Origin of the sequence: Vibrio galatheae (assembly GCF_000967545.1) — a bacterium.
GTDB classification, from domain to species: domain Bacteria; phylum Pseudomonadota; class Gammaproteobacteria; order Enterobacterales; family Vibrionaceae; genus Vibrio; species Vibrio galatheae.
This window is the reverse complement of record NZ_JXXV01000031.1, coordinates 15,987-38,043: the sequence shown is the minus strand read 5'-3', so window position 1 is coordinate 38,043 and position 22,057 is coordinate 15,987. Positions and strand designations below refer to the sequence as shown.

Here is a 22,057-nt window from a genome sequence, read left to right as displayed (position 1 = left end):
CTAACCAGCGGCTACAATTGCTGATTAACGAAGCTCATCATCTTGTCTACGGCAGAGATGACTTTTGAATTCATTTCGTATACGCGTTGAGCTTCGATCATGTTGACCAGCTCTTCGGTTACGTTCACGTTTGATGTTTCGAGCATTGACTGTCTCACTTCACCAAAGCCATCAAACCCGGGAACGCCTTCTTGAGGGTCGCCACTTGCACCAGTCGGCAAGTATAAATTCTGACCAATCGGCTCTAAACCGCCAGGGTTGATGAAGTCGACCGTCGCGATCTGACCGACCACTTGGTTATCCTGCTGACCACGAACGCGTACTGATACTTCACCGTCTGTGCCGACAGTGATACTGATAGCATCTTCAGGAATCGCAATCTCAGGCTCTAGAGCGTAGCCCGCACCAGAGGTCACAATGACACCTTCATCGTTAACGGTGAACTGACCGTTGCGTGAGTAACCGATATTGCCGTCGGGCATTAAGATCTGGAAGAAACCATCACCTTCGATCATCATATCTAGGCTGTTGTTGGTGGTTTGCGTGTTACCTTGAGTGTGGATTTTTTGCGTCGCGACCACTTTCGAACCCGCACCAAGCATCAAACCACTTGGTAGCTCGGTGTTTTGCGAAGATTGGCCACCTGGCTGATTGATATTCTGGTAGAACAAATCCTCAAATACGGCACGGCTTTTTTTGTAGCCAACCGTTGATGCGTTTGCCAGGTTGTTTGAAATCGTTGAAATATTGGTTTGTTGGGCATCTAAACCCGTTTTACTCACCCATAGTGCCGGTTGCATAACTCTCTCCTGAAAATTGGTTAGCTCATACGAAGCAGAGAATCGGACGCTTTATCCATATCTTCTGCAGTGCTCATCATTTTTACTTGCATTTCGAATTGACGTTGCAAGTCAATCAAGTTGGTCATTTCGCCAATCGCGTTGACGTTACTTCCCTCGATTGCACCTGTGAGCAGTTTTACACTGGCATCCGCTTCGTATGCCGCATTAGGATCTTTAGCACGGAACAAGCCGTTGACATCTTTGAAAAGTGATTGGTTCGCGGTACGGGTGAGTTTGATACGGTCAACGACTTCGATCGCGTCTGCTGGAGCGCCTTGTGGAACAACGGAAATAGTACCGTCATTACCAATCTCAACTTTACTCACTGGAATGGGTAACGTAATCGGCGCACCAGTCTCCCCCAGCACCAAATTGCCGTTACCACTGGTCAGCAGACCATTAACATCAATCTTAAAGTTACCGTTGCGAGTCAGACCTTCAGCGCCAGTTTTATCCAATACTGAAATCCAGCCATCTCCCTGAATCGTAACATCCAAGTCTCGACCAGTTGTGATCACACTACCTTGTTGAAAATTATGTCCCGGACGCTCTGTCATGCTAAACACTCGGCTAGGAAGGCCATCACCATAGGCTTGCATCGAACGCGCTTGCGCCAAATCAGCACGGAAACCCGTGGTACTGACGTTTGCTAAGTTGTTAGCTCTGAGCTGCAATGCTTGCATATTTTGCTTAGCGCCGCTCATTGCGAGAAACAGTGCACGATCCATAATTTGCTCCAAAAATCACATTTCAGAACCAATAAAGCAATTGACGTGCCAATTTTTAAATTAATTTAATATCAAAAAGTTAGGAAGGAAACGGCAAGATGATTGCGGATTTTTAGATGGGTTTTGCCTCAGTGGCAACAATAGCAAGCTGATCATTGCCACCAGCTTGCTATTCAGACGATTGCGAAATGCGCGTTTGAAAACCGTACAAACCTTAACGGATTTGTAGGATGTTCTGCTGCGTTTGGTTATGAACTTCTAGAGAACGAGAGTTAGCTTGGAAGTTACGTTGTGCAGAGATCAAATCGACCAACTCTTGAGTCATATCGATATTGGACTGTTCAAGTGTACCGCTGTTAATAGTACCGAATGAACCTTTGTTCGACTCACCCCAAACTTTTGCGCCTGACATTTGAGTTGCATCCCACTGGGTGCCACCTTTTTTGTCGAGACCTTGCTCATTGGCAACACGTACCAAGCCGACACGGCCTAAAGTAATCGCTTCACCATTCGAGTAAGTGCCCAATACGCTACCGTTTTCATCGAAGTCAACTTTGGTCAAGAAGCCAGTCGTTGCACCGTCTTCATCAAACTTAGTTAGCTCAAATGGGGCGGCAAACTGAGTCGCGCTATCAAGGCCAAACGACAGAGTCTGAGTGACATCGGCACCGTTAAGATCAACAGGATTTGCCCCTGCACCTAACGCTTCTGAAACAATGTTTTGACCATTATTCAGACTTGCTAATGTACCGTCGTTATTGAATCTCATTGTGTGTCCAACATGACCCGTTGGCGCAGTCGCATCACCACCGACTATGTTTAAAGGTTTCTCACCCGCACTGTCAGTCACTGTGTAGTAGGTCTGCCAAGTGTTTGCCTGAGTTTGATCTTTAAGATAGTAAGTCGTCAGCTTGTACGACTGACCCATAGAGTCATAAATCGTTGATGACGTAGAACGGTTGTACGTTTCAGGGTCGGTATAGTCAAACAGAGCCGGATCTTTGAGATCGCCACCAGCTGGCAGGTTAACGCCAACATCGATGTTTGCAGTCTGTTTTGGTTTACCAAACTCTTTTGGAATGTTAATAGCAGAAGGCTCGTATGAAAGTACGTCTCCCGTGTCTGGGTTTACCTGATAGCCAAGCAAAAACTCATCATTTGCCGTTACCATGTAGTTATCTTTATTCAGGTGAAATGCACCGTTTCGAGTTAACTCATTGGATGTTGGTGTGAGCTTGTCTTTGGCTACAGCAAAAAAGCCAGTACCAGAGATGCGTAAGTCCATTGGGTTGTTGGTATAAATACTCGACCCCTCATGGAATTGCTGAGCAACTTGGGCGGCTTGCACACCTTGCCCTGGCGTTGTTTTCGCATGAGTAAAAAGTGAGTTCGAGTACACATCGCCAAACTCCGCACGAGACTCTTTAAAGCCGTATGTGTTCGCGTTCGCAATGTTGTTACTGGTTGTGTTCAGATCTAACTGAGCTGCGGACAGGCCGCTTAATGCAACATATGACATTCCAAAATCTCCTATCTAGCTAGCATATCTACTAAGAGTTACGCTTTGCCAACTTCTAGTACTTCAGCAAGTCGAACTGGCGACTCAAAGCCAGCCAGATTGAGTAGTACGTTACCATCGCCTTTACCTAAGAGAACGCTATTTACATTCGCGTAGGTCGAAACCTCAAACTCTTTAGGCTTACCATCTAGTAAACCCGATGCTTTCACATTGTATTTACCTGCCGGCAATGGATTACCGTTTTGATCTTTGCCGTCCCATACGACGCGACTGTCACCCGCAGGTTTCGAACCGACATCGAAGGTACGAATGAGCTGCCCCATTTGGTCTTCCACTCTCACCATCAAGTTATCGACAGATTGAGGGAGCTTGACCATTGCAGCCATTGCGCCGTCATCCGCTTTCACTCCTGAAGCACCTGGGACGAGTACGTCTCGGCCGACAAGAGAAGAAGCTTGAAGCGCTTGGTTAGATGTCATCGACGCATTCAGTGTTTCAAACTGATTGTTCATTTTGCCGATTCCGTCTACCGTGGCGAATGACGCCATTTGAGCAATCATCTGGTCATTGCTAACCGGCTTAAATGGATCTTGCTGGGCAAGTTGCTTAGTGAGCAATGATAAGAAGTCTTCTTGTTTAAGATCCTGCTTACCGGTTGTCTCATTTGGCTTGTTCTTGTCCTGAAGCTGTTTAAGCTGGTCTATATAGGACAAGCCGCTTTGACCAACATTATTAATGCCATCGGCCATACGTTACCTCCTATCCCTATTGACCCATCTGCAGCGTACGCAGCAGCATTTGTTTGCTTGCATCTGCTACTTGAACGTTCGTTTGATATGAACGTGAAGCAGAAATCATGTTAGCCATCTCTTCCATCACATTGACATTAGGCTTGTAGATATAGCCTTCGTCGTTTGCGAGAGGGTGATCTGGGTTGTACTCCGCATCAAGCGGCTTATCACTTTCAATAATACCCATCACTTTCACTGGCACAGTATGGTCGCGGCCATACTTTGCCTTACTTAACTCCGCACCGAACACGGCATGGCGAGCTTTGTATGTGTCTTTTGCTGAGCTTGAGACACTGTCCGCGTTTGCCAAGTTACTTGAGGTCGTATTTAGACGAACAGATTCAGCGCTCATTGCAGAACCAGTCACATTGAAAACATTGAATAAGCTCATCTAGTTACTCCCTTTAATTGCTTTAGTTAAGTTCTTGAATTTACTTCCTAAAAAGTCAAGTGAGGCTTGGTGTCTGATCTGATTTTGCATAAACAAATTACGTTCTAAATCCACATCAACCGTATTGCCATCACCCGTGTCAGGTTGTGTTGGAAGACGATATAAAACTTCCCCTGTTACCCTAGTAGAGGCAGGAATATGCCGACTATCGGTACGGCTAAGCCCGATGCTTGCCTCCGAGGTTGCCGCCTGCAATGCCTTTTGGAAGTCCATTCCTTTCGATTTGTAGCCAGGCGTGTTCGATTGAGCAATGTTGGTAGAAATCACCTCTGCATTGCGCTCACGTACGCCCACCGTATGTTGGTGGATGCCTAATGCGTTATCAAAAGAAATAGCCATGTTAACCTCTACTCAAGAACTGACTGTTACTATTAAATTAAAAGCAATTAGCGTACCAACTTTATAAAAAAAATTTCCACCATTACTTTCACTTGGATATTTAGCAATAAATACGCCAACTCGGTAACAAGGGCATTTTGCTAGAGAGTTTGGAATGACTCATAAAAAGTATACAAACAACTGACGTGAAGATACAAAAAAGCCCAGCGCAATGGCTGGGCATGATTTCATTCAATGTAGCTCTACTTGAGCTTATAGATAATACCTGGATTACATCGCACCATTTCAAACCGATCGGTAAGACCCGTTAATGATTCAGACGCCCCCAGTAGTAAGTAACCACCTGGGTTGAGGCTATTAGCCATTTGGTTGAGTACTTGAGACTTCATATCTGGAGAGAAGTAAATAAGTACGTTGCGACAAAAAATAATATCGAATTTACCGAGTAATGCGTAGCTATCCATTAAATTCTGCGGGCGGAAGTTAACCAAGCGCTTGACGTTATCTTTTACCTTCATACGCCCATCACCGGCATCTTCGAAGAAGTTGCGGCGACGCTCAGGAGAAAGCCCTCGACCTAAGGCCAAATTATCGTAAACCCCGGCACGACACATATCGAGCATGCTTGCCGAAATATCCGTTGCCGTAATAGCGACGCTTGAGAGCATCCCCGGCTTACGCTGCTGAGTTTCGAGAATGGTCATTGCCATTGAGTAGGGTTCTTGGCCCGATGAACTCGCTGCTGACCAAATTTTAATAGGTCGCTTATTTGCCGCAATTTCCGGCAACAACTTATTGGCCAGAACTTCAAACGGATAAGTATCACGGAACCAGAGAGTTTCATTTGTTGTCATGGCATCAACAGCGGCAACACGCAGTTCACGATTGCGTCCAGTCACCACATCTCTCAGCAAATCAGACAAAGTTGCTAGCTTGAACTTGGTGACAAGTGGGCTCAAGCGGCTTCTTACTAGGTACTGTTTGCTATCACCGAGCACAATACCACATTGTGACTCTAAGAATCGGCTGAAATCACGATACTCTTGATCGCTTATAGTTATCGCTGTCATTAACTTCTCTTTTATTTATTCTGTAAGTGCAGATTTCACCGCATTACCAAGCTCATCTGGGTTAAATTTGGCGATAAAGGCATTCGCACCAACACGCTCAACCATAGCTTGGTTAAATACACCACTGAGTGATGAGTGAAGAATAACATAAAGGTCTTTAAGGTCAGGATGACGCCTTACCTCTGCTGTAAGCGTATAACCATCCATTTCGGGCATCTCAATATCTGAGATTACCAGAGATATTTGTTCATAAATACTGCCTTCGGCTGCCATTTCAACCAATTTTTCGTAGGCTTCTTTACCGTCTTTAACAGCAACAACCTCAAACCCTAACGACGTAATGGCACGTTCAACTTGCTTACGAGCAACGGTTGAATCATCAGCGATCAAAATTCGGCGAACAATTTCTTTCTCTGTTTCTGCTTGAGCAATTTCTTCACCGATCGAAGAGTCCATCGTTTCATCGATTGGCGCGATTTCTGCTAGGATCTTTTCTACATCGAGAATCTCAACCAGCTCATTGTCGATATTAGTGACGGCTGTAAGATAGTTTCCTTTTCCCGCCCCTTCAGGTGGTGGCAGGATAGCCTCCCAGTGCATATTGATAATACGTTCTACAGACGTAACCAAGAATGCCTGAATGGTTCTATTGAATTCAGCAATGACGACAAATGCCTTCTCGACATCAGTGGTCGGGCGGCCACCGATAGCAAGGCTCAAGTCGATAACGGAAACCGTATGGCCACGGATATGCGCCACCCCTTTTACTAGGTGGTGTAAATTGGGCATAGAAGTAAGCTTAGGGCACTGAAGTACCTCTTTTACTTTAAATACGTTTATTCCGTAACGTTGACGCCCCATAAGGCGAAATGTTAAGAGTTCTAATCGGTTTTGACCGACGAGTTGCGTACGCTGATTCACAGAATCAAGAATACCCGACATAAGCTCATCTCCATCTCAAACTTTCGTGCTAAAAAAAATGGTAGTCTACTAGCGGCCATGTAAAACATTAGAGAAATAGAATGACATACCTTAAATCACACTTATGCTCATTTTCCATAACTAATTGTAGAGCTTTCTATAAAAAGTTTTATAAGTCTATCGGCTTTTTGTTCTTTTTCTTTAGTTTTTCAGCGACATCCGCAACAGAAAACCAAATCCAACTTATCCAACAAGCTGCAGAAGAGTACATTCTCGCAACAATTGAATGGCCATCAGGTGGCACTTTAGAAGCCACAGCAGCCAGTATTGATAGCCGTATTTTTGCCACTGACTGCCCTACTTCATTAACCAGTTCATCTTCTTCAATCAACCCAAACGCAAGCAATATTACGGTGTTAGTTGAATGCTCTGAAGAAAATTGGCACGTTTACGTCCCTGTTCGATTGACTCGAACCGGCCCGCAAGTCGTGTTAGTGACACCACTCTCTCGTGGACAGATAATCTCCGCTCAAGATGTCACTATTAACATGGTAGACTTACAACGCTTTAGGCGGCAAGGCTTTTCCACCATTGATGCAGTCATCGGCGCAAAAACAAAGAAAAACCTTCACTCTGGTGACATTATAGAAGCTAGAGACATTTGCGTTGTGTGCCGCAATGAAACCGTGACCATAAAAGCGGTAAATTCGGGGATGACGATCACCACAAAAGGCATCGCGCTCACAGATGGTTCACACGGTGAACATATAAGAGTGAAAAATAGTAAATCCAACCGTATAATTGAGGGACGTGTAACTGGAATTTCTGAAGTGACCGTTGTCTTTTAGCCAAATTAAAAAAAAGCTAAAGTTCTAATCGTGTTAGTCGATATTGACAGTACAAGTAGATAACTTTTCTAAAAGGCTCAACAATTATGGCAGGTATTGACAATATACGCTCAGGACAAACGCTTTCGACGACGACGCGTAGTTCTGTTCGTGGTGACAGCAGTCCAACTAGCAGCTCTGGCTCTGCAAAGAAATCGAGTGTCGCACAAGATGCCGTTTCACTGAGTTCACAAGGTAAAGCGGTGGGAGAAATGCACAATCAGATGGTAAGTCAGCCTAGCTTTGACAAAGCAAAAGTCGCTGCGATAAAAGAAGCTATTGCTAATGGCTCTTACAGTGTCGATCCTGAAAGACTGGCTGAAAATATGATGAAGTTCGAGAAAGAGTTCGGCGGATTATAATTCGCAAGGTAGTCAAGCATGGCCGCAATTCTAAGTTTGCTAGAGTTTCAATTAAACAATGCGCAAGAGCTGACCAAGGTTCTTGAGCAAGAGAGACTTGCCATAGCTAATCGCGTATCGAAAGACATTGAGTCTATCGCCAAACAAAAAATCACCTTGATTGAACAGTTGCAAAACACTGACGAACGAGTTCGTCGCCACCCTGATGTGGAGCGCCTATCGAATGACCCAGAGTTGAGCCCTCTGGTCACACAAATTCGTGCAATAGTCAGTGAGTGTCAACAAGCCAATGATATTAATGGTGAAGCTTTGCAGCGTGCCCAACTGAGCTTTAATAAACTCAATAATTTGATGCAGCAATCACAAGGCAAACTCGGCATGACCTATACCGCAGAAGGCCAAACCAAGAATGTGACGACATTGGGCACCAACATTAAAGCTTAGCCACACAGAGAAATGATCGGACATAAAAAAGCGGCAATCCATGATTGCCGCTTTTTTTATGTATCGGAGATAGAGAGTCTAGAATAAAGTTTGTTGACGCTTTTCCGGAACAGCTTGCACTTCCCCATAGTCACGCAGCTTGTTCATTTTCTGAATATCTAACCTAAGTTCAGTTACATAGCTGTCACCGACTTTGTAACTGCGAACGACTTCGGCACCACGGATCACACCATCGACAGCCCCAGAAGTCAGTTCTGTGCCCAGTCGTTGATCATTAAGATCGGCTCGGCCACTCACTCGCATACCATAAACTTGCTCAGCGAGCTCTCGATAGGCATCGATTTTAGACGCCCGCATTGCCCTAACTTGCTTTTCCTCGTCATTACGACCTTTCTGCTCACTGATGCTGGCGTAACCAACCGCAGTCAACCAATCATCTGGACGCATGGTATTGAGAGGCTGACAACCGACCATAGCGATAGCAACAATGAGGAGTAATAGCTTTTTCATCTTGTCTCCTATGGGCGCAGAATAACCGTATATGGCTGAGTGATTGTTGGGTCAGAACGGATCAATACACCATCTTGAGTACGAATGCTATTAAGGGTATCAAGATCTCGTCCAATACGATCGGCAGGCAAGAACCCTTGAGCGGTTGCAACAACAACGCGAGACTGCATACCAACGACACGAGCATTGACCAACACCCCTCCCTCTTGACGAAGCATGGTTCCGGTCAGTACATATTGGATATCTTGCTCTTGTGCCAAATCTTTCCAATCACGACTGAATGCAAAATCACCTTGATGGGTCACCTGGATAGACCCCGTGGTTTTAAAATCAACCACTTTAAAACCACGGCGCTGGAATTGGTGAATAAAGCCTTCTGATACCGAATTACCTAGCCAGTTGGTCGCATCCATATTTTGTAGATCCACAAACGAAGTGACAGCAATAGGTGTGCGAGCTGAAACACTAGTGTTCGATATCATCAGGTCTTCTGTCATGCTCTCAACAAAGAAGTCAAGAGTATGACGCGGGCTCTCCATCAGCATAAACTGGGAGCCAGAATACGGTTCTTTACCGTTGTATATTGGGGCATAGGCACATGCAGTTAAAAACACTGCAGGGACTAGCGATAGCCATTTTTTCATTCTCAAATCTCCGATACATTAAGGCTTTAAATGTAAGAACTTTTAGCTCTCTTCTAAAAGTGGAACATTCCTTGCTTTTCTATCATTGCAACTATTCAGAAAAACAAAGCCTAAATCAGTTAAGATTTAACAAGCAAAAAATGAACCAACTTGGTAAATAGATATGAAAAAATCGCTTCTTCTCTTCTTTTCCACACTGTGCCTCAGTTTAATGTCGCATACCGTATATTCGGCGTGGTTTGAAGTTACAGGGACCGCAACGATAGTGTCATCTGAAGAGGTCGCTCGTATTCATGCCCTAGAAGATGCTTTGTATAAAGCGGTCAGTTTTTCGGGAGCCGATATCGGTAGCATTGCCAATTTGCGCCCTTTACTTGAAAGTGAGAGAAAAGAATATCAGTTTACCAACAGCGAAGTACGCTACATCTTGGTCGACGAGCAAAGAAGTCGCAGCGGTGTCATGTCTGTTAGAGCACGTGTTGATATCTACCCATCGGCAACGGGTTGCCACGTCAGCCAGTACAAAAAGACGTTTCTCATCGGCAATGTTGATGTTGCCGATCCCCAGCAAGCGGTAATGGGACAGATTTATAGTGTGGGCGATGACTTTGCGAGTGTTATTAATCGTCAGATCGACCAACAATCCACCAGTTTTGTCTCTGTTGGTACAACTGACTACGAGATCAACAAACGCTATCCTGAGCGCCTAAAAATGATTGCGCAAGACACTGGTGCTCAATACATCATTGGCGGTGTGATAACCGATCTTACAGCCACCATTGAACAAGGTGGGTTGCTGACCGATGATGTTATCAATCGCCAGTTCGCATTAGAGATGAAGGTATTTGACGGCAAGACTGGTAACGAAGTATACAATCGTAACTATCGTGAAGTTGCGCGTTGGCCATTTGCAAAAACCAGCCAAGTAGATACGCGAAGTGCTCGCTTTTGGGCTTCTACCTACGGTGACATGATGTTGCGTGTCAGCCGTAATATTATGCTAGACCTCGAATCTGAAATCTCGTGCAAAATCACCTTACCTGAAGTTGTCGCCAAGTGGGACAACACGATAACCATCGACCTTGGCCGCATTCATGGAGTCACTGAGGGAGATAAGCTACAACTTTGGCATACAGGTTCCTTCATCGACCAACGTGGCTTACCGCGCAACAAAGTGACAGAAACCGAAATTACCCTTACCGTGTCGCGCGTTTATGAAAACGAAGCCGAGTTAACCGTAGATCAAGCTGAACTTGCAGGCAGCATCCAAATCGGCGACGTAATGCACAAGCTGTTGTAAATTCACAAGTAAAAACTTAACTTATGAATTGAAATCAGTATTATAGCGGCTAAGCTCCCGTGGCACAGCTGGATAGCGCGATCCCCTCCTAAGGGATAGGTCACAGGTTCGAATCCTGTCGGGAGCGCCAAAAATTCAGGGTCTGAAAGCATTCTCACTTTCAGACCCTTTTGCTTATCTCACTCATTGCATGTCAGTTTGGTTATGACCTCAGAAACATTAGCTAGACTTAGCGAAGAGAGAAACGACAAACAATGAAGACTCCCAAGGTGTAAGTACAAGGTTTTATATTTAACCCTTTGAATATAAGAGGTTTGCTTCGCCCGATAATGGCACATTAATCTTGCACTATGACTAGCCCCCCACTATATTAAAGCTTGATATTTACACGCCAGACATTTACCTCAACAATCATTGATGGGCGCTATTTGTGCAAACAAACTGCCTGCTCGACGATGAAAACCTGATCTAACGATTCAGTTTGAAATCAACTATTTGAATTAAAGGGATTTAGCTATGATCCAAACCAACCCTAAAGCGATATTGGACACGGAATTAGGCAGAGCAAGTAAAGTATTGAACGTACCTCAAGGATATGTAGGGTTTTGTTTTCAACCCAAAAAATTTCCTGACCAAGCAAAAACAGCGTTAATTACTACAGGTGTCGGTCCATGCCATTGCCTTGTGGTTGTAGAAAATGAAAGTGAGAGCGCATTTCTTTGCCACTTGGATGAGAGCTTTACCGCCAATGCCGTTAACCTAACTCGACAGCTAATGGAAATCCTACGAGACGGCAGTGGGGTTAAGCAGCCATACTACAGCGCCTCTTTGGTTACCTCTGGTAGCTCGACTGACACAACCGCTCGTGGCGCAAGTGTTGTTCAAGCGATCAATAACTTTTGTCAAGGTGGCAACTTAAACGGCAAGCTAGATGCGCCATTAAGAGTCGTCAACGTAAGCCGAACCGATCATATGCACATGATTGGTCAGAACAACCATTTAATGGGCAATATTAATCAGCAGAAATGGATTAACTCTTCCGATGGTGCGCCGGGTTGGTCAGATTGGCAACGCATTGGCGGTATGAGCCCTGGTTTTAGCGGACGCCGCTTACGTCACTTACTCAATCCAAACAACCCACCAAGAACTTTTATTCCCGCATAATTGCCGCTTTTCAGCCCCTAGTTAGTGACTAACTAGGGGCTCATCCAACTCGATCGCGTATTGATTGCAGCGATACCTCACTTCTCCCAGAATACCACCCGGCAAAGATCAACTCCCTACTCCACTAGTAGTATAAAAATCCACGAGTCATTTTCGCCTTGATACTGCTAGATTAAGTGCGACAAAAACAAATCTTCAACAATTGCATACATTCAACTAAAATAGCTATTAACAAAACTATTTATAATGAATAAATGAAAAAGAGTAACTTGACCACTAACACTGGTCACCGCTTTATTTCGAAAGCCAAGACCGCCTTCAAGATACACATCCACACACCAGATGATAAAGTTCTTCATCGTTCAGTGGGTTATGTTCGTATTGGGGAAAAGAAAGGATTGAAGAAGGCAATTAAACTTCGCAATGAGCTCGGCACTGAAATGTGGGGCAAATTTTGGCGAAAACTGCTTAAGGATCCCTACTTAATGACTCGCCTGCCACATTCGCTAGAACCCAAAATTATTTTTAAACCTCGGCCAACCAAAGATAACCCTACGGCAAAAGATGAATGCTACATTGCCGCTTGGCGCAACTACGATGAGACGGGTAAATTAATTTACCGCAGTGTCGTCTGTTCGATAAAAAAACATGGTCGATTAGCGGCCTACTCGAAAACTAAAAAAGCTTTGTTAGAAGCCAACAAAGAGAACCTCGAAATTCTGGAATTTATGGGGCGTTTGAACAGTATTGATTTGAAATAGTAACAACAAATTTAAGCCTTGGCTTACTGCCAAGGCTTTTTCGTGCGCTCTAATTACTCTTGGTATTCAAAAGCAGGTACAACAATTTCAACGCGACGGTTCTGAGCTCGACCTTCACGGGTCTCATTCGAAGCGATAGGATTATTTTCACCTTCACCCGTTGCGGTGATTCGTGAACTGTCTATTCCTTCTTTAACCAAAACATCTGCAACGGATTGGGCACGTTTTTCTGACAGAGTCTGGTTATAAGCTGCCGCCCCCCGTGAGTCCGTATAGCCAGTAATTTCAACATTCGATTGCGGATATTGCTTCATAAACTCGACTAACTCTTCAAGCATAGGTACGCTTTCCGTTTTTAGTTCAGTGCTGTTAACAGCAAACGCGCCCGAGTCAATCGCCTTCGCTTCAAACATCTTAACCACAGGGGTGACCACCACTTCTTCTACCACTTCCTCAGCAACCATCTCTTCTGCAACGTAAGGTTCAGGCTCTGTCTGAGCACCGTGGCCAAATTTATATATAAACCCTAACGTTGCACTATGCGCTGTGGCATCCGTCCAATTACCACCTACATCCGTCAGTTGTTGATATTCGAGACGAACCGTTATCGGATCAGTGGTAAAGAACTCAAAACCCACAGCACCTAAAAATGTAGTGTCATTGGCACTACCATAGTCAACACGAGCGGCACCAAGCTTTGCGTATACACCAGTACTGTCGTTAAAATGCCATGTAAACTTAGGCGCTAACGTCCAGGCCCCAATACTGTCGTCACTAACGCCATCGACCGTGTAATCACCCAAATAGTCATAGCCAGCTTCTAGAGCAAGCCAATCTAAAAACTCATAGCCACCTAACAGTCCTAGCGTCGCCGAGTCATCATCACAATTTACGGTAACCGATGTACAGGCATCATTCAGCCAAGCCTTACCAACCTTACCACCAAGATAAAAATTTGCATTCGCGTTCATTGAAGAGAGTACAAGTGCACCCGAAATTACCGCTGCTAACTTATTCATGAGATTTCCCCATTTATCATTATGTTTTCATTGCCTAGACACACCAGACAATTCATTCCAACTTGAGCCTCAGACAATAGCATCACTATTGCATATTCCAAACAAAACCATTTAAGAAAAAATAGCTGCGGTAATTATAGTTTGCTTAGTCGTATTAGAAATAAGACACTCACTCTGTGAACTGCAATACAATATACAAAAAAACCGCGACAAATTGCCGCGGTTTAACATGAGTATTGACTAGGATCTATTGAGCGTTTGTTTCACGCTCAGCGATGAACTCAAGCGCCATCTTGATACGAGCAACGCAGCGCTCTTTACCAATCAGTTCCATCACTGCATCAACAGAAGGAGACTGACCGCCACCAGTTACTGCTACACGTAACGGCATACCGATTTTGCCCATGCCGATTTCTAGCTCTTCACATACCGCAGCGATAACGCCATCTTTGATGTTCGCTGCTGTCCACTCAGTCAGTGCTTCTGCTTTCGCTAGTGCGAGTTCTAGAGGCTCTTTAGAAACGCCGCGTAGGTGTTTTTTCGCCGCGCCTGCTTCAAACTCAGCGAAATCTTCATAGAAGTAACGGATTTGCTCTGCTAGCTCGACGAGTGTGTTGCAACGCTCACCGACAAGCTTGATCACGTCAGTAATAGAAGGGCCATTTGTCACATCGAGCTTCTGCTGATCTAGGTGCCATTGTAGGTGCTCTGCAACGTACTCTGGATCTGAGTTTTTGATGTAGTGATTGTTCAACCATAGCAGTTTGTCAGTGTTGAATGCAGACGCTGACTTAGACACTGCGTTTAGGCTGAACAAGTTGATCATTTCTTCTTGAGTGAAGATCTCTTGGTCACCGTGAGACCAACCTAGACGCACTAGGTAGTTGTTTAAAGCTGCTGGCAGGTAGCCCATATCGCGGTACTGCATCACAGATACTGCTCCGTGACGCTTAGACAGTTTCGCACCGTCATCGCCTAAGATCATTGCACAGTGTGCAAACGTTGGTACTGGTGCACCTAGCGCTTCGTAGATGTTGATCTGACGAGGCGTGTTGTTAATGTGATCTTCACCGCGCACTACGTGAGTGATGCCCATATCCCAGTCGTCAACCACGACACAGAAGTTGTAGGTTGGAGAACCATCGGTACGACGGATGATCAGATCATCCATTTGTGTGTTGCTGATTTCGATGCGGCCACGGATTTGGTCATCAAATACTACGCTGCCTTCTTTCGGGTTACGGAAACGGATTACACATGGGTCACCATCTTTAGCCGCTTCGTTAGCCGCTTTAATTTTTGGATGGTTTGCGTCGTAACGAGGCATTTCTTTGTTTGCTTCTTGCTCTGCACGAACTTCGTCTAGCAGCTCTTTAGATGCGTAACATTTGTAGGCTTTATCTTCTGCTAGAAGCTTATCAACCATCTCGTTGTAACGATCAAAACGTTGAGTTTGGAAGTAAGGACCTTCGTTCCACTCAAGACCTAGCCATTCCATGCCTTCTAGGATCGCATCAACCGCTTCTTTAGAGTTACGTTCAAGATCAGTATCTTCGATACGTAGAACGAATTCACCACCTTGGTTTTTAGCGTATAGCCAAGAGTAAAGTGCAGTACGAGCACCACCAACGTGTAAGTAGCCAGTTGGGCTAGGAGCAAAACGAGTTTTAACCGTCATGTAAAATACCTTGATTGTCTAAATGACCGCACCGTCCATGATAAGTAGACTAGTGCCAAAATTGCGCGTTATTTTAGCACCGATATGCAAATCTACAATCCTTGCCGTTATTTAAATACTTGACCTTCCCCTTGAGGTAAGGTTTACGCTTATTCATAGATTCATTTTGCTAGGTGTCAATATGGCTAAGTTTGATATTCCATTGTCAGGTCTCAATTGCATGGGCTGCGCTCGCAAAGTGGAGCGAGCACTCAATGCAGAGCATCACGTTCACATTCATCAGTTAACGCCGACTTTTGTATCACTCGACGTTGATGAGACGTTTTCAACGGTTGCTGACACGATAGAGCAATTAGGTTACGTAGCGGGTAACCAGTATCGTTTCTTCTTGTCGGGGCTCAATTGCGCTAAATGTGTCGCCAAACTTGAACAAGCCCTAGTCAGTGATCCTTACAATGGTTCTTTTAGCGTATCTAAATCAGAGCTAACAATAACAACGTTGCGCTCCGTCGATGAGATCATCGAGACCGTTGATTCTCTCGGTTATCAAGCGGTTCAAGAAACTGAGGCGACAACGAATACTGAGCTAGAACAAGAACTCGTCTCCCCAACTTTTGACCAAGCAGAATCGCCTACTTCGACCACCTCGATCCACATGCTTATTTCTGGCATGACCTGCGCAAGCTGTGTCTCTTCTGTCGAAAAAGCTCTGAATTCTGTCTCTGGAGTAGATAAAGCTCAAGTTAACTTAGCTGAGCAAAATGCATTGGTGTTTACCTCAGTTGAGCACCAACAAATAGAAAACGAGTTGCTGAAAAGTATCATCAACGCTGGTTATCAAGCCCAAATCATTGCTGACCCTAAAACGCAGCAACAAAGGCAAATCGAACAGCAAGAGGCAATCAAGTCCCAACATCAGAAAAGCGCGCTGACAGGGATAGCGGTGGGTGCTCCCCTGATGTTTTGGGGCATCTTTGGTGGCAACATGATGATCCGCAATAGCGCAGACCAATTTATCTGGGGCATGGTGGGCGTAATTTGCTTCTGGTTGCTTGCCACTGCTGGCCGAGGTTTCTTTACCAATGCATGGCAAGCACTGACGCATAAAAGAGCGACAATGGACACCTTAGTTGCGCTTGGCACTGGTGCGGCTTGGCTATTTTCAATGCTAGTCGTCACCTTCCCTGAATGGTTTCCGCTTGCGTCACGTCATGTTTACTTTGAAGCCAGCGCCATGATTGTCGGTTTAATCTCTCTTGGTCACTACATCGAAGCCAAAGCAAAGGCGAAAACCACTCGTTCATTGCAAGCGCTGATTAATCTTCAGCCACAGGTTGCAACCTTAGTAACAGAATCAGGTGATCGTGAAATCCCACTTGAACAGATTGAGTTGGGGATGAGGCTGAGAGTTAGACCCGGAGAAAAAGTTCCGGTTGATGGCATTGTTGAGTCAGGAGAGTCATACCTTGATGAATCAATGTTGACTGGAGAGCCAGTCCCAGTTCACAAGCAACAGGGAGAAAGCGTCTCTGCGGGAACCATCAACCAAGATGGTAGCCTTATCATTAATGCCTCAGGCATTGGCAGCGACACTATGCTTGCGCGGATTATCACTATGGTACGTGAAGCGCAGAGCAGTAAACCTGCAATCGCTAAGCTCGCCGACCAAATATCTTCAGTATTCGTGCCTGTGGTTGTCGCAATTGCCTTAGCGTCTGCATTGGTGTGGTTCATGTTTGGCCCTGAACCCAAAGCGAGCTACATGCTAGTAGTAGCAACAACGGTATTAATCATTGCGTGTCCATGCGCGCTAGGGCTAGCGACACCTTTATCGGTAACCGTTGGCATGGGTAAAGCTGCTGAAATGGGTATCTTAATTAAGGATGCGGATGTTCTTCAATCAGCCAGTAAAATTGATACCGTTGTGTTTGATAAAACCGGTACGCTGACAAAAGGAAAGCCGCAAGTTCAATCTATTTATGCCATTGACCAACAGCAAGATGCACTACTGACCTTAGCGGCATCGATAGAAAAGCACTCGGAACATCCGCTCGCCAAAGCCATTGTGAATGCCGCATTGGAAAAAGAGCGAGAACTTTTTGAGATTGAAAACTTTGAAAATCGCCGCGGACAAGGGGTATTTGCCAAAGTGCAAAGCCAACGAATCGCGATAGTGTCACTTAACTATGCTCAAGCGCAATCTTGGGCTCTCTCAAGGGTCGAAGATGAAATTAAACGCTATCTCGACAATGCTTGGACACCGATCATTATCTCGGCTGACGACACAATTCTAGGAACCATAGCTATTGCCGATCCAATTAAAGAAGATGCATTAGCGGCTGTTGCAACATTAAAGGCGGCCAACATTCTTACCGTGATGCTTACAGGTGACAACCAATCGGTCGCCAATTCCATTGCTAACAAGCTTGGCATAGAGCGAGTTATCGCACAAGTAATGCCTGATGAAAAAGCCAACCATATTGCAACACTGCAAAGTGAAGGACGGCAAGTCGCCATGATTGGCGATGGTGTAAACGACGCCCCCGCCCTTGCACTGGCTGATATTGGTATTGCGATGGGCAGCGGGAGTGACGTTGCCATTGAAAGTGCGCAAATAACCCTACTCAACTCGTCGCCAATGTCTGTTATTAAAGCGATTGAGTTGTCAAAAGCAACGCTACGCAACATGAAACAGAACTTGTTTGGTGCGTTTATCTACAACTCACTTGGCATTCCAATTGCCGCTGGCGTGTTGTATCCAACCTTTGGCTTTTTGCTCAGCCCTGTTGTAGCAGGTGCAGCAATGGCCCTCTCATCCATCACGGTTGTCAGCAACGCTAACCGTCTACGACTATTCAAAACTTCACAGGGGTAATTATGAAAACTAAAGCTCTTACACTCGCGGTACTCGCACTACTTTCAGGACAAGCTCTTGCTGCCGATGTTCTCAATCACAAATCACCTTACTGTGGTTGCTGTAGTGAATGGACTAAGCATATGCAAGACGCCGGATTCAAGGTTGATGAAAAACTGCACGAGAACATGAATCCAATTAAGAAAAAGCTTGGTATTACGCCTGAACTGGCGTCTTGTCATACCGCTGAGATTGATGGATATGTTTTTGAAGGCCACATTCCAGCGGCGGATATCAAAGCATTCTTAGAGAACCCACCACGTAACGCGAAAGGTCTTGCCGTTCCGGGAATGCCAATGGGCTCTCCAGGCATGGAGTATGGTGATAAAAAAGATGAGTTCACCGTGTACGCGTTTAATGAACAAGGACAAGTGTTCACCTACCGCCACTACCAAGGCAATTAAAACACAGTTCTTAGTAGACAACGGAAGCATGTTACTCAGCTCTAATACAATGAAGCCCAGCAGTGCTGGGCTTTGTCGTTTCGTTGCTAAGTCAAGATGGATTAAAACCCGTAAGAAGCACCAAATACAAATGCATTGTTCTGAATGCTTGAACCTGTTGCATCGTCTGCACCATTTGCTTGGCTGCGGAACTCAAAGTACGGCTGCACACCTTGGCGAGTCCAAGTTACACGTAACTCATGGTCCATAGTATCTTGTTTCTTCATTTCGCCTGATGGGCTGTACTGTGACTCATTGCCCGCAATGACATACACATTATTGTACGCGATTGAAATATCTTTATTTACTACATAGCCAATGCGGTTGTCGAAACGAATATCGTTGTTTAGGCTACTGTCTTCATTGATATGAGCACGAGTACGGTTGCTGATAGACAGACCATTGTCAAAGTTGTAGCCAATCTTAACTAAAGGACGGTATTGCGCAGTATCGCCATCTACAAGCAGGTGCTGGTAACCCACGCCTACCCAGAAGTTATCGGTAATATTGAATGCTTGCTCACCGCCGACAGTCACACCAATTGAATTGTTCTTACCATCAACCACTGGGTCACCGATAGAGATACCGTCAAACTCGGCGTATACCGTGAAACCACCTAAAGAGTTAGTAAACGTGTGACCAGCTTCAAGCGTTGATGTCGCACTGTTACCATGAAGATCGCCATCATGGAACTGAACGTTACCTGTTACGTAAGAGTTTTTCGCTGTGCTTTGCTCTGCTAGTTGAACATTTTCATCAAACTCGTTCGCCATAGCCGGAGCTGCGATAACAGAAGCAAGTGCTGTCAGTACAAATAGTTTTTTCATTATAGTCTGCCTTATTACTAAAATGTGCTGCGGCTGTTCACGTGGTAGTTCTTCACCTAAAACCGCTGAAATGATTTGCCTCCCTGGCTTGGCACCATAATGTCCCATTTAATTTATGATAAAAAATTAATCCTAACTTAGTGCGACACAGTTCAACGTAAAAAACCAAAAATTAATTTAATACCTAAATTTCATATAGTTAACAAAAAACAAAAAATAACATAAAATAAAAAATGTGAAGAACATAACACACGCTTTTTCTTTTCGGCCGCAGGGACTCTTTAGCTCACAGTGCATTTAGGTTCCTTTAACTTTCCACTCCGCATAACTAGATCTTGATCACTAAATACACTGAGTTATCCCCCATTCCAAAAACACACCCTTGCCACGATTTTGCCGAAAACTGATGGTTTAGAAAGTAAAAAAGGCCGCATAAGCGACCTTGGTTTAAAGCAATGATTGACTGGTTTATCAGTCAGAAATTAAATCTATCATCATTCGAATATGCAGCTCGTCATCGTTAAGGCATGGAATGTAGGTAAATTTCTCGCCGCCATTTTCCATAAACAGTTCGCGGCACTGATCGGATATTTCTTCAAGCGTCTCAATACAATCAGCCGAGAAAGCAGGAGCCAAGATGTCGAGCTTTTTAATACCTTTGCCAGGCAAGGTTTCGATGGTTTTATCCGTGTACGGCTGTAACCACTCTTCGCGACCAAAACGTGATTGAAACGTCATCCCAATCTGATTTGGCGCTAAGCCAAGCTCACGCGCAAGAAGCGTTGTAGTTCTATCACAATGCTGAGGATAAATATCGCCATTGTCTGCGTAACGCTTTGGAATTCCGTGGTACGAACAAAGCAAGTAGTCACCTTGACCATTTTCTTGCCATGAGCGCTTAACACTCTCGGCTAGTGCTTTGATGTATAGCGGGTGATCATGATAGTCACGAATAAAACGAAATGCGGGCATGACAGAGATATTCTGAAATGCTTTCGTCAAGCCGTCAGATACCGCAGCCGTCGTCGTTCCTGAATATTGAGGATAAAGTGGTAACACAATCACCTCGTTAACACCTTGGGTTAACAAAGATTCAATACCCGACTGCAAACTCGGATTACCATAGGTCATGCCCAGCTCAACTGGCATCTCCACCAGCGTGCGCAATTTCTCTACCTGCTTTTTTGAATAAACCAATAATGGAGAGCCATCATCCAACCAAACCGATTGATACAACTTAGCCACTTTAGGGGCACGGATAGGCAAAATAGCCCCGTGCAAAATTGGGCACCACAACCAACGCGTCATATCCACAACGCGTTTATCATGAAGAAACTGGCTTAAAAAGCGCTTAACCGCAGGTGCGGTGGCTTCGTCTGGCGTACCTAAGTTGACTAATAGCACACCTTGTTTTTTATCGTTTTGCATAGCTTCCCATCGACACTCAAACAGCTCTCTACGTACTGATCACCACATAGGATCAAACTCGGAGCAAAAAAAAAGCGATCCCAAAAGGATCGCTTTACTATAACAAATTTTAAAAATCGACGGTGAGCAAATTATGCTAGCGCTTTCTCGATATCTGCACTAACTTCAGCAACTTTCTTAGTACCATCAAATTTAAGGTACTTAGTATTGCCCGCTTCTGCCTCTTTACCGTAGTAAGAGATTAGTGGCGCTGTTTGATCATGGTAAACACCGAGACGAGCACGAACGGTTTCTTCTTTATCGTCATCACGAACAACCAGATCTTCGCCAGTAACGTCATCTTTGCCTTCCACTTTAGGTGGGTTGTAAACAACGTGGTACGTGCGACCTGACGGAAGGTGCGCACGGCGACCGGCCATACGTTCAACGATCACATCATCCGCTACTTCAAATTCGATAACGTAGTCTACATCTACGCCCATCTCTTTCAGGCCATCAGCTTGAGGAATTGTGCGTGGGAAACCATCAAGTAGGAAACCTTTTTCGCAGTCTTGTTGAGCAATACGCTCTTTGATTAGACCAAGAATGATTTCATCAGAAACTAGCTGACCAGCATCGATAACAGCTTTAGCTTGTTTGCCAAGTTCTGTACCTGCTTTGATAGCAGCACGTAGCATGTCACCAGTAGAGATCTGCGGAACCCCGTATTTTTCCATGATGAAATTAGCCTGTGTGCCTTTACCTGCACCTGGAGCACCTAGAAGAATGATGCGCATGTTGAATCCTCTTAAGATAATGATGATTTATACCGAAGCTCACTATGTGCTATCGAGTGCGACAACCTGAGTTCACGGTAAGTTTCGGTATAACTATTTATAGTTAACAATAAAGCAGGCGTGCACATTACACGCCTGCTCATTTGGTTTCAAGATTGCATTCTATCATACAATTAAAAACCAAAGCGCGAATTACGACTAAAGAATGCTTAAACACTCACACAAGTGTGCAACTTCGC

The 22,057-nt window shown here is 44.8% G+C and carries 23 protein-coding genes and 1 tRNA gene; 9 read left to right on the top strand and 15 right to left on the bottom strand.

Annotation, left to right across the window (positions count from 1 at the left end):
• Positions 1-11: 11 nt before the first annotated feature.
• From flgG to TW81_RS16945, 8 genes are all read right to left on the bottom strand, one after another.
• On the bottom strand, positions 12-800 hold the full coding sequence (gene flgG, locus TW81_RS16980) for a flagellar basal-body rod protein FlgG (protein WP_045956935.1): 789 nt from the start codon (positions 798-800) through the stop codon (positions 12-14).
• A gap of 20 nt (positions 801-820) precedes the next feature.
• Positions 821-1,570 (bottom strand): flagellar basal-body rod protein FlgF, encoded by a 750-nt coding sequence (flgF, locus tag TW81_RS16975; protein WP_045956934.1) that lies wholly within the window; start codon positions 1,568-1,570, stop codon positions 821-823.
• 214 nt (positions 1,571-1,784) lie between these two features.
• Positions 1,785-3,089, bottom strand: a complete 1,305-nt coding sequence (gene flgE, locus TW81_RS16970; protein WP_045956933.1) for a flagellar hook protein FlgE — start codon at positions 3,087-3,089, stop codon at positions 1,785-1,787.
• 38 nt (positions 3,090-3,127) lie between these two features.
• Positions 3,128-3,838, bottom strand: a complete 711-nt coding sequence (gene flgD, locus TW81_RS16965; protein WP_045956932.1) for a flagellar hook assembly protein FlgD — start codon at positions 3,836-3,838, stop codon at positions 3,128-3,130.
• Positions 3,839-3,854: 16 nt separating this feature from the next.
• Positions 3,855-4,271: a flagellar basal body rod protein FlgC gene (flgC, locus tag TW81_RS16960; protein ID WP_045956931.1), complete on the bottom strand. Its 417-nt coding sequence runs from the start codon at positions 4,269-4,271 to the stop codon at positions 3,855-3,857.
• Positions 4,272-4,670, bottom strand: coding sequence for a flagellar basal body rod protein FlgB (gene flgB / locus TW81_RS16955; RefSeq protein WP_045956930.1), 399 nt, complete (start codon positions 4,668-4,670; stop codon positions 4,272-4,274).
• A gap of 242 nt (positions 4,671-4,912) precedes the next feature.
• Positions 4,913-5,740 (bottom strand): protein-glutamate O-methyltransferase, encoded by an 828-nt coding sequence (locus TW81_RS16950; RefSeq protein WP_045956929.1) that lies wholly within the window; start codon positions 5,738-5,740, stop codon positions 4,913-4,915.
• A gap of 15 nt (positions 5,741-5,755) precedes the next feature.
• The gene (locus TW81_RS16945; RefSeq protein ID WP_045956928.1) at positions 5,756-6,682 is read right to left on the bottom strand and encodes a chemotaxis protein CheV; all 927 of its coding nucleotides are present in this window, start codon (positions 6,680-6,682) and stop codon (positions 5,756-5,758) included.
• 80 nt (positions 6,683-6,762) lie between these two features.
• On the opposite strand from TW81_RS16945, the gene flgA reads away from it, so the two are divergent.
• From flgA to TW81_RS16930, 3 genes are all read left to right on the top strand, one after another.
• Entirely contained in the window at positions 6,763-7,509 is a 747-nt protein-coding gene (gene flgA / locus TW81_RS16940) for a flagellar basal body P-ring formation chaperone FlgA (protein WP_045956927.1), read from the top strand.
• Between the two features lie 86 nt (positions 7,510-7,595).
• Positions 7,596-7,910, top strand: a complete 315-nt coding sequence (gene flgM / locus TW81_RS16935) for a flagellar biosynthesis anti-sigma factor FlgM (protein ID WP_045956926.1) — start codon at positions 7,596-7,598, stop codon at positions 7,908-7,910.
• Between the two features lie 18 nt (positions 7,911-7,928).
• Positions 7,929-8,354: a flagella synthesis protein FlgN gene (locus TW81_RS16930; RefSeq protein ID WP_045956925.1), complete on the top strand. Its 426-nt coding sequence runs from the start codon at positions 7,929-7,931 to the stop codon at positions 8,352-8,354.
• A gap of 78 nt (positions 8,355-8,432) precedes the next feature.
• Here TW81_RS16930 and flgP read toward each other — a convergent pair whose 3' ends face one another.
• Both flgP and TW81_RS16920 read right to left on the bottom strand, forming a co-directional pair.
• Positions 8,433-8,864: a flagellar assembly lipoprotein FlgP gene (gene flgP, locus TW81_RS16925; RefSeq protein WP_045956924.1), complete on the bottom strand. Its 432-nt coding sequence runs from the start codon at positions 8,862-8,864 to the stop codon at positions 8,433-8,435.
• An 8-nt stretch (positions 8,865-8,872) separates the two neighbouring features.
• Complete coding sequence (locus tag TW81_RS16920) at positions 8,873-9,508, bottom strand: FlgO family outer membrane protein (protein ID WP_045956923.1); 636 nt, start codon at positions 9,506-9,508, stop codon at positions 8,873-8,875.
• A 163-nt stretch (positions 9,509-9,671) separates the two neighbouring features.
• Between TW81_RS16920 and TW81_RS16915 the strand changes: the two genes are divergently transcribed.
• From TW81_RS16915 to TW81_RS16900, 4 genes are all read left to right on the top strand, one after another.
• Positions 9,672-10,808, top strand: coding sequence for a flagellar assembly protein FlgT (locus TW81_RS16915; RefSeq protein ID WP_045956922.1), 1,137 nt, complete (start codon positions 9,672-9,674; stop codon positions 10,806-10,808).
• 53 nt (positions 10,809-10,861) lie between these two features.
• Positions 10,862-10,938: transfer RNA gene (locus TW81_RS16910), tRNA-Arg, on the top strand.
• A gap of 386 nt (positions 10,939-11,324) precedes the next feature.
• Positions 11,325-11,972: a hypothetical protein gene (locus tag TW81_RS16905; protein ID WP_045956921.1), complete on the top strand. Its 648-nt coding sequence runs from the start codon at positions 11,325-11,327 to the stop codon at positions 11,970-11,972.
• A 254-nt stretch (positions 11,973-12,226) separates the two neighbouring features.
• Positions 12,227-12,733, top strand: coding sequence for a hypothetical protein (locus tag TW81_RS16900; RefSeq protein ID WP_045956920.1), 507 nt, complete (start codon positions 12,227-12,229; stop codon positions 12,731-12,733).
• Positions 12,734-12,786: 53 nt separating this feature from the next.
• Here TW81_RS16900 and TW81_RS16895 read toward each other — a convergent pair whose 3' ends face one another.
• Both TW81_RS16895 and gltX read right to left on the bottom strand, forming a co-directional pair.
• Positions 12,787-13,752, bottom strand: coding sequence for an OmpA family protein (locus tag TW81_RS16895; RefSeq protein ID WP_045956919.1), 966 nt, complete (start codon positions 13,750-13,752; stop codon positions 12,787-12,789).
• Positions 13,753-13,999: 247 nt separating this feature from the next.
• Positions 14,000-15,430 (bottom strand): glutamate--tRNA ligase, encoded by a 1,431-nt coding sequence (gene gltX / locus TW81_RS16890; protein ID WP_045956918.1) that lies wholly within the window; start codon positions 15,428-15,430, stop codon positions 14,000-14,002.
• Positions 15,431-15,611: 181 nt separating this feature from the next.
• Between gltX and TW81_RS16885 the strand changes: the two genes are divergently transcribed.
• Together TW81_RS16885 and TW81_RS16880 are read left to right on the top strand one after the other, a co-directional pair.
• A complete protein-coding gene (locus TW81_RS16885) occupies positions 15,612-18,305 on the top strand; it encodes a heavy metal translocating P-type ATPase (protein WP_045956917.1) in 2,694 nt (897 codons plus the stop codon).
• 2 nt (positions 18,306-18,307) lie between these two features.
• Positions 18,308-18,748, top strand: coding sequence for a DUF411 domain-containing protein (locus tag TW81_RS16880; protein ID WP_045956916.1), 441 nt, complete (start codon positions 18,308-18,310; stop codon positions 18,746-18,748).
• 101 nt (positions 18,749-18,849) lie between these two features.
• On the opposite strand, the gene TW81_RS16875 is transcribed toward TW81_RS16880, so the two are convergent.
• From TW81_RS16875 to adk, 3 genes are all read right to left on the bottom strand, one after another.
• Positions 18,850-19,614 (bottom strand): oligogalacturonate-specific porin KdgM family protein, encoded by a 765-nt coding sequence (locus TW81_RS16875; protein WP_045956915.1) that lies wholly within the window; start codon positions 19,612-19,614, stop codon positions 18,850-18,852.
• Positions 19,615-20,085: 471 nt separating this feature from the next.
• The gene (gene hemH / locus TW81_RS16870) at positions 20,086-21,042 is read right to left on the bottom strand and encodes a ferrochelatase (RefSeq protein ID WP_045956914.1); all 957 of its coding nucleotides are present in this window, start codon (positions 21,040-21,042) and stop codon (positions 20,086-20,088) included.
• A gap of 131 nt (positions 21,043-21,173) precedes the next feature.
• Entirely contained in the window at positions 21,174-21,818 is a 645-nt protein-coding gene (gene adk / locus TW81_RS16865) for an adenylate kinase (protein ID WP_045956913.1), read from the bottom strand.
• Positions 21,819-22,057: the final 239 nt, after the last annotated feature.

What these genes read in the sequence shown, in the direction of transcription:
- flgG (WP_045956935.1), bottom strand. Translation starts at nt 800, where the DNA reads ATGCAACCGGCACTATGGGTGAGTAAAACGGGTTTAGATGCCCAACAA.
- flgF (WP_045956934.1), bottom strand. Translation starts at nt 1,570, where the DNA reads ATGGATCGTGCACTGTTTCTCGCAATGAGCGGCGCTAAGCAAAATATG.
- flgE (WP_045956933.1), bottom strand. Translation starts at nt 3,089, where the DNA reads ATGTCATATGTTGCATTAAGCGGCCTGTCCGCAGCTCAGTTAGATCTG.
- flgD (WP_045956932.1), bottom strand. Translation starts at nt 3,838, where the DNA reads ATGGCCGATGGCATTAATAATGTTGGTCAAAGCGGCTTGTCCTATATA.
- flgC (WP_045956931.1), bottom strand. Translation starts at nt 4,271, where the DNA reads ATGAGCTTATTCAATGTTTTCAATGTGACTGGTTCTGCAATGAGCGCT.
- flgB (WP_045956930.1), bottom strand. Translation starts at nt 4,670, where the DNA reads ATGGCTATTTCTTTTGATAACGCATTAGGCATCCACCAACATACGGTG.
- TW81_RS16950 (WP_045956929.1), bottom strand. Translation starts at nt 5,740, where the DNA reads ATGACAGCGATAACTATAAGCGATCAAGAGTATCGTGATTTCAGCCGA.
- TW81_RS16945 (WP_045956928.1), bottom strand. Translation starts at nt 6,682, where the DNA reads ATGTCGGGTATTCTTGATTCTGTGAATCAGCGTACGCAACTCGTCGGT.
- flgA (WP_045956927.1), top strand. Translation starts at nt 6,763, where the DNA reads ATGACATACCTTAAATCACACTTATGCTCATTTTCCATAACTAATTGT.
- flgM (WP_045956926.1), top strand. Translation starts at nt 7,596, where the DNA reads ATGGCAGGTATTGACAATATACGCTCAGGACAAACGCTTTCGACGACG.
- TW81_RS16930 (WP_045956925.1), top strand. Translation starts at nt 7,929, where the DNA reads ATGGCCGCAATTCTAAGTTTGCTAGAGTTTCAATTAAACAATGCGCAA.
- flgP (WP_045956924.1), bottom strand. Translation starts at nt 8,864, where the DNA reads ATGAAAAAGCTATTACTCCTCATTGTTGCTATCGCTATGGTCGGTTGT.
- TW81_RS16920 (WP_045956923.1), bottom strand. Translation starts at nt 9,508, where the DNA reads ATGAAAAAATGGCTATCGCTAGTCCCTGCAGTGTTTTTAACTGCATGT.
- TW81_RS16915 (WP_045956922.1), top strand. Translation starts at nt 9,672, where the DNA reads ATGAAAAAATCGCTTCTTCTCTTCTTTTCCACACTGTGCCTCAGTTTA.
- TW81_RS16905 (WP_045956921.1), top strand. Translation starts at nt 11,325, where the DNA reads ATGATCCAAACCAACCCTAAAGCGATATTGGACACGGAATTAGGCAGA.
- TW81_RS16900 (WP_045956920.1), top strand. Translation starts at nt 12,227, where the DNA reads ATGAAAAAGAGTAACTTGACCACTAACACTGGTCACCGCTTTATTTCG.
- TW81_RS16895 (WP_045956919.1), bottom strand. Translation starts at nt 13,752, where the DNA reads ATGAATAAGTTAGCAGCGGTAATTTCGGGTGCACTTGTACTCTCTTCA.
- gltX (WP_045956918.1), bottom strand. Translation starts at nt 15,430, where the DNA reads ATGACGGTTAAAACTCGTTTTGCTCCTAGCCCAACTGGCTACTTACAC.
- TW81_RS16885 (WP_045956917.1), top strand. Translation starts at nt 15,612, where the DNA reads ATGGCTAAGTTTGATATTCCATTGTCAGGTCTCAATTGCATGGGCTGC.
- TW81_RS16880 (WP_045956916.1), top strand. Translation starts at nt 18,308, where the DNA reads ATGAAAACTAAAGCTCTTACACTCGCGGTACTCGCACTACTTTCAGGA.
- TW81_RS16875 (WP_045956915.1), bottom strand. Translation starts at nt 19,614, where the DNA reads ATGAAAAAACTATTTGTACTGACAGCACTTGCTTCTGTTATCGCAGCT.
- hemH (WP_045956914.1), bottom strand. Translation starts at nt 21,042, where the DNA reads ATGCAAAACGATAAAAAACAAGGTGTGCTATTAGTCAACTTAGGTACG.
- adk (WP_045956913.1), bottom strand. Translation starts at nt 21,818, where the DNA reads ATGCGCATCATTCTTCTAGGTGCTCCAGGTGCAGGTAAAGGCACACAG.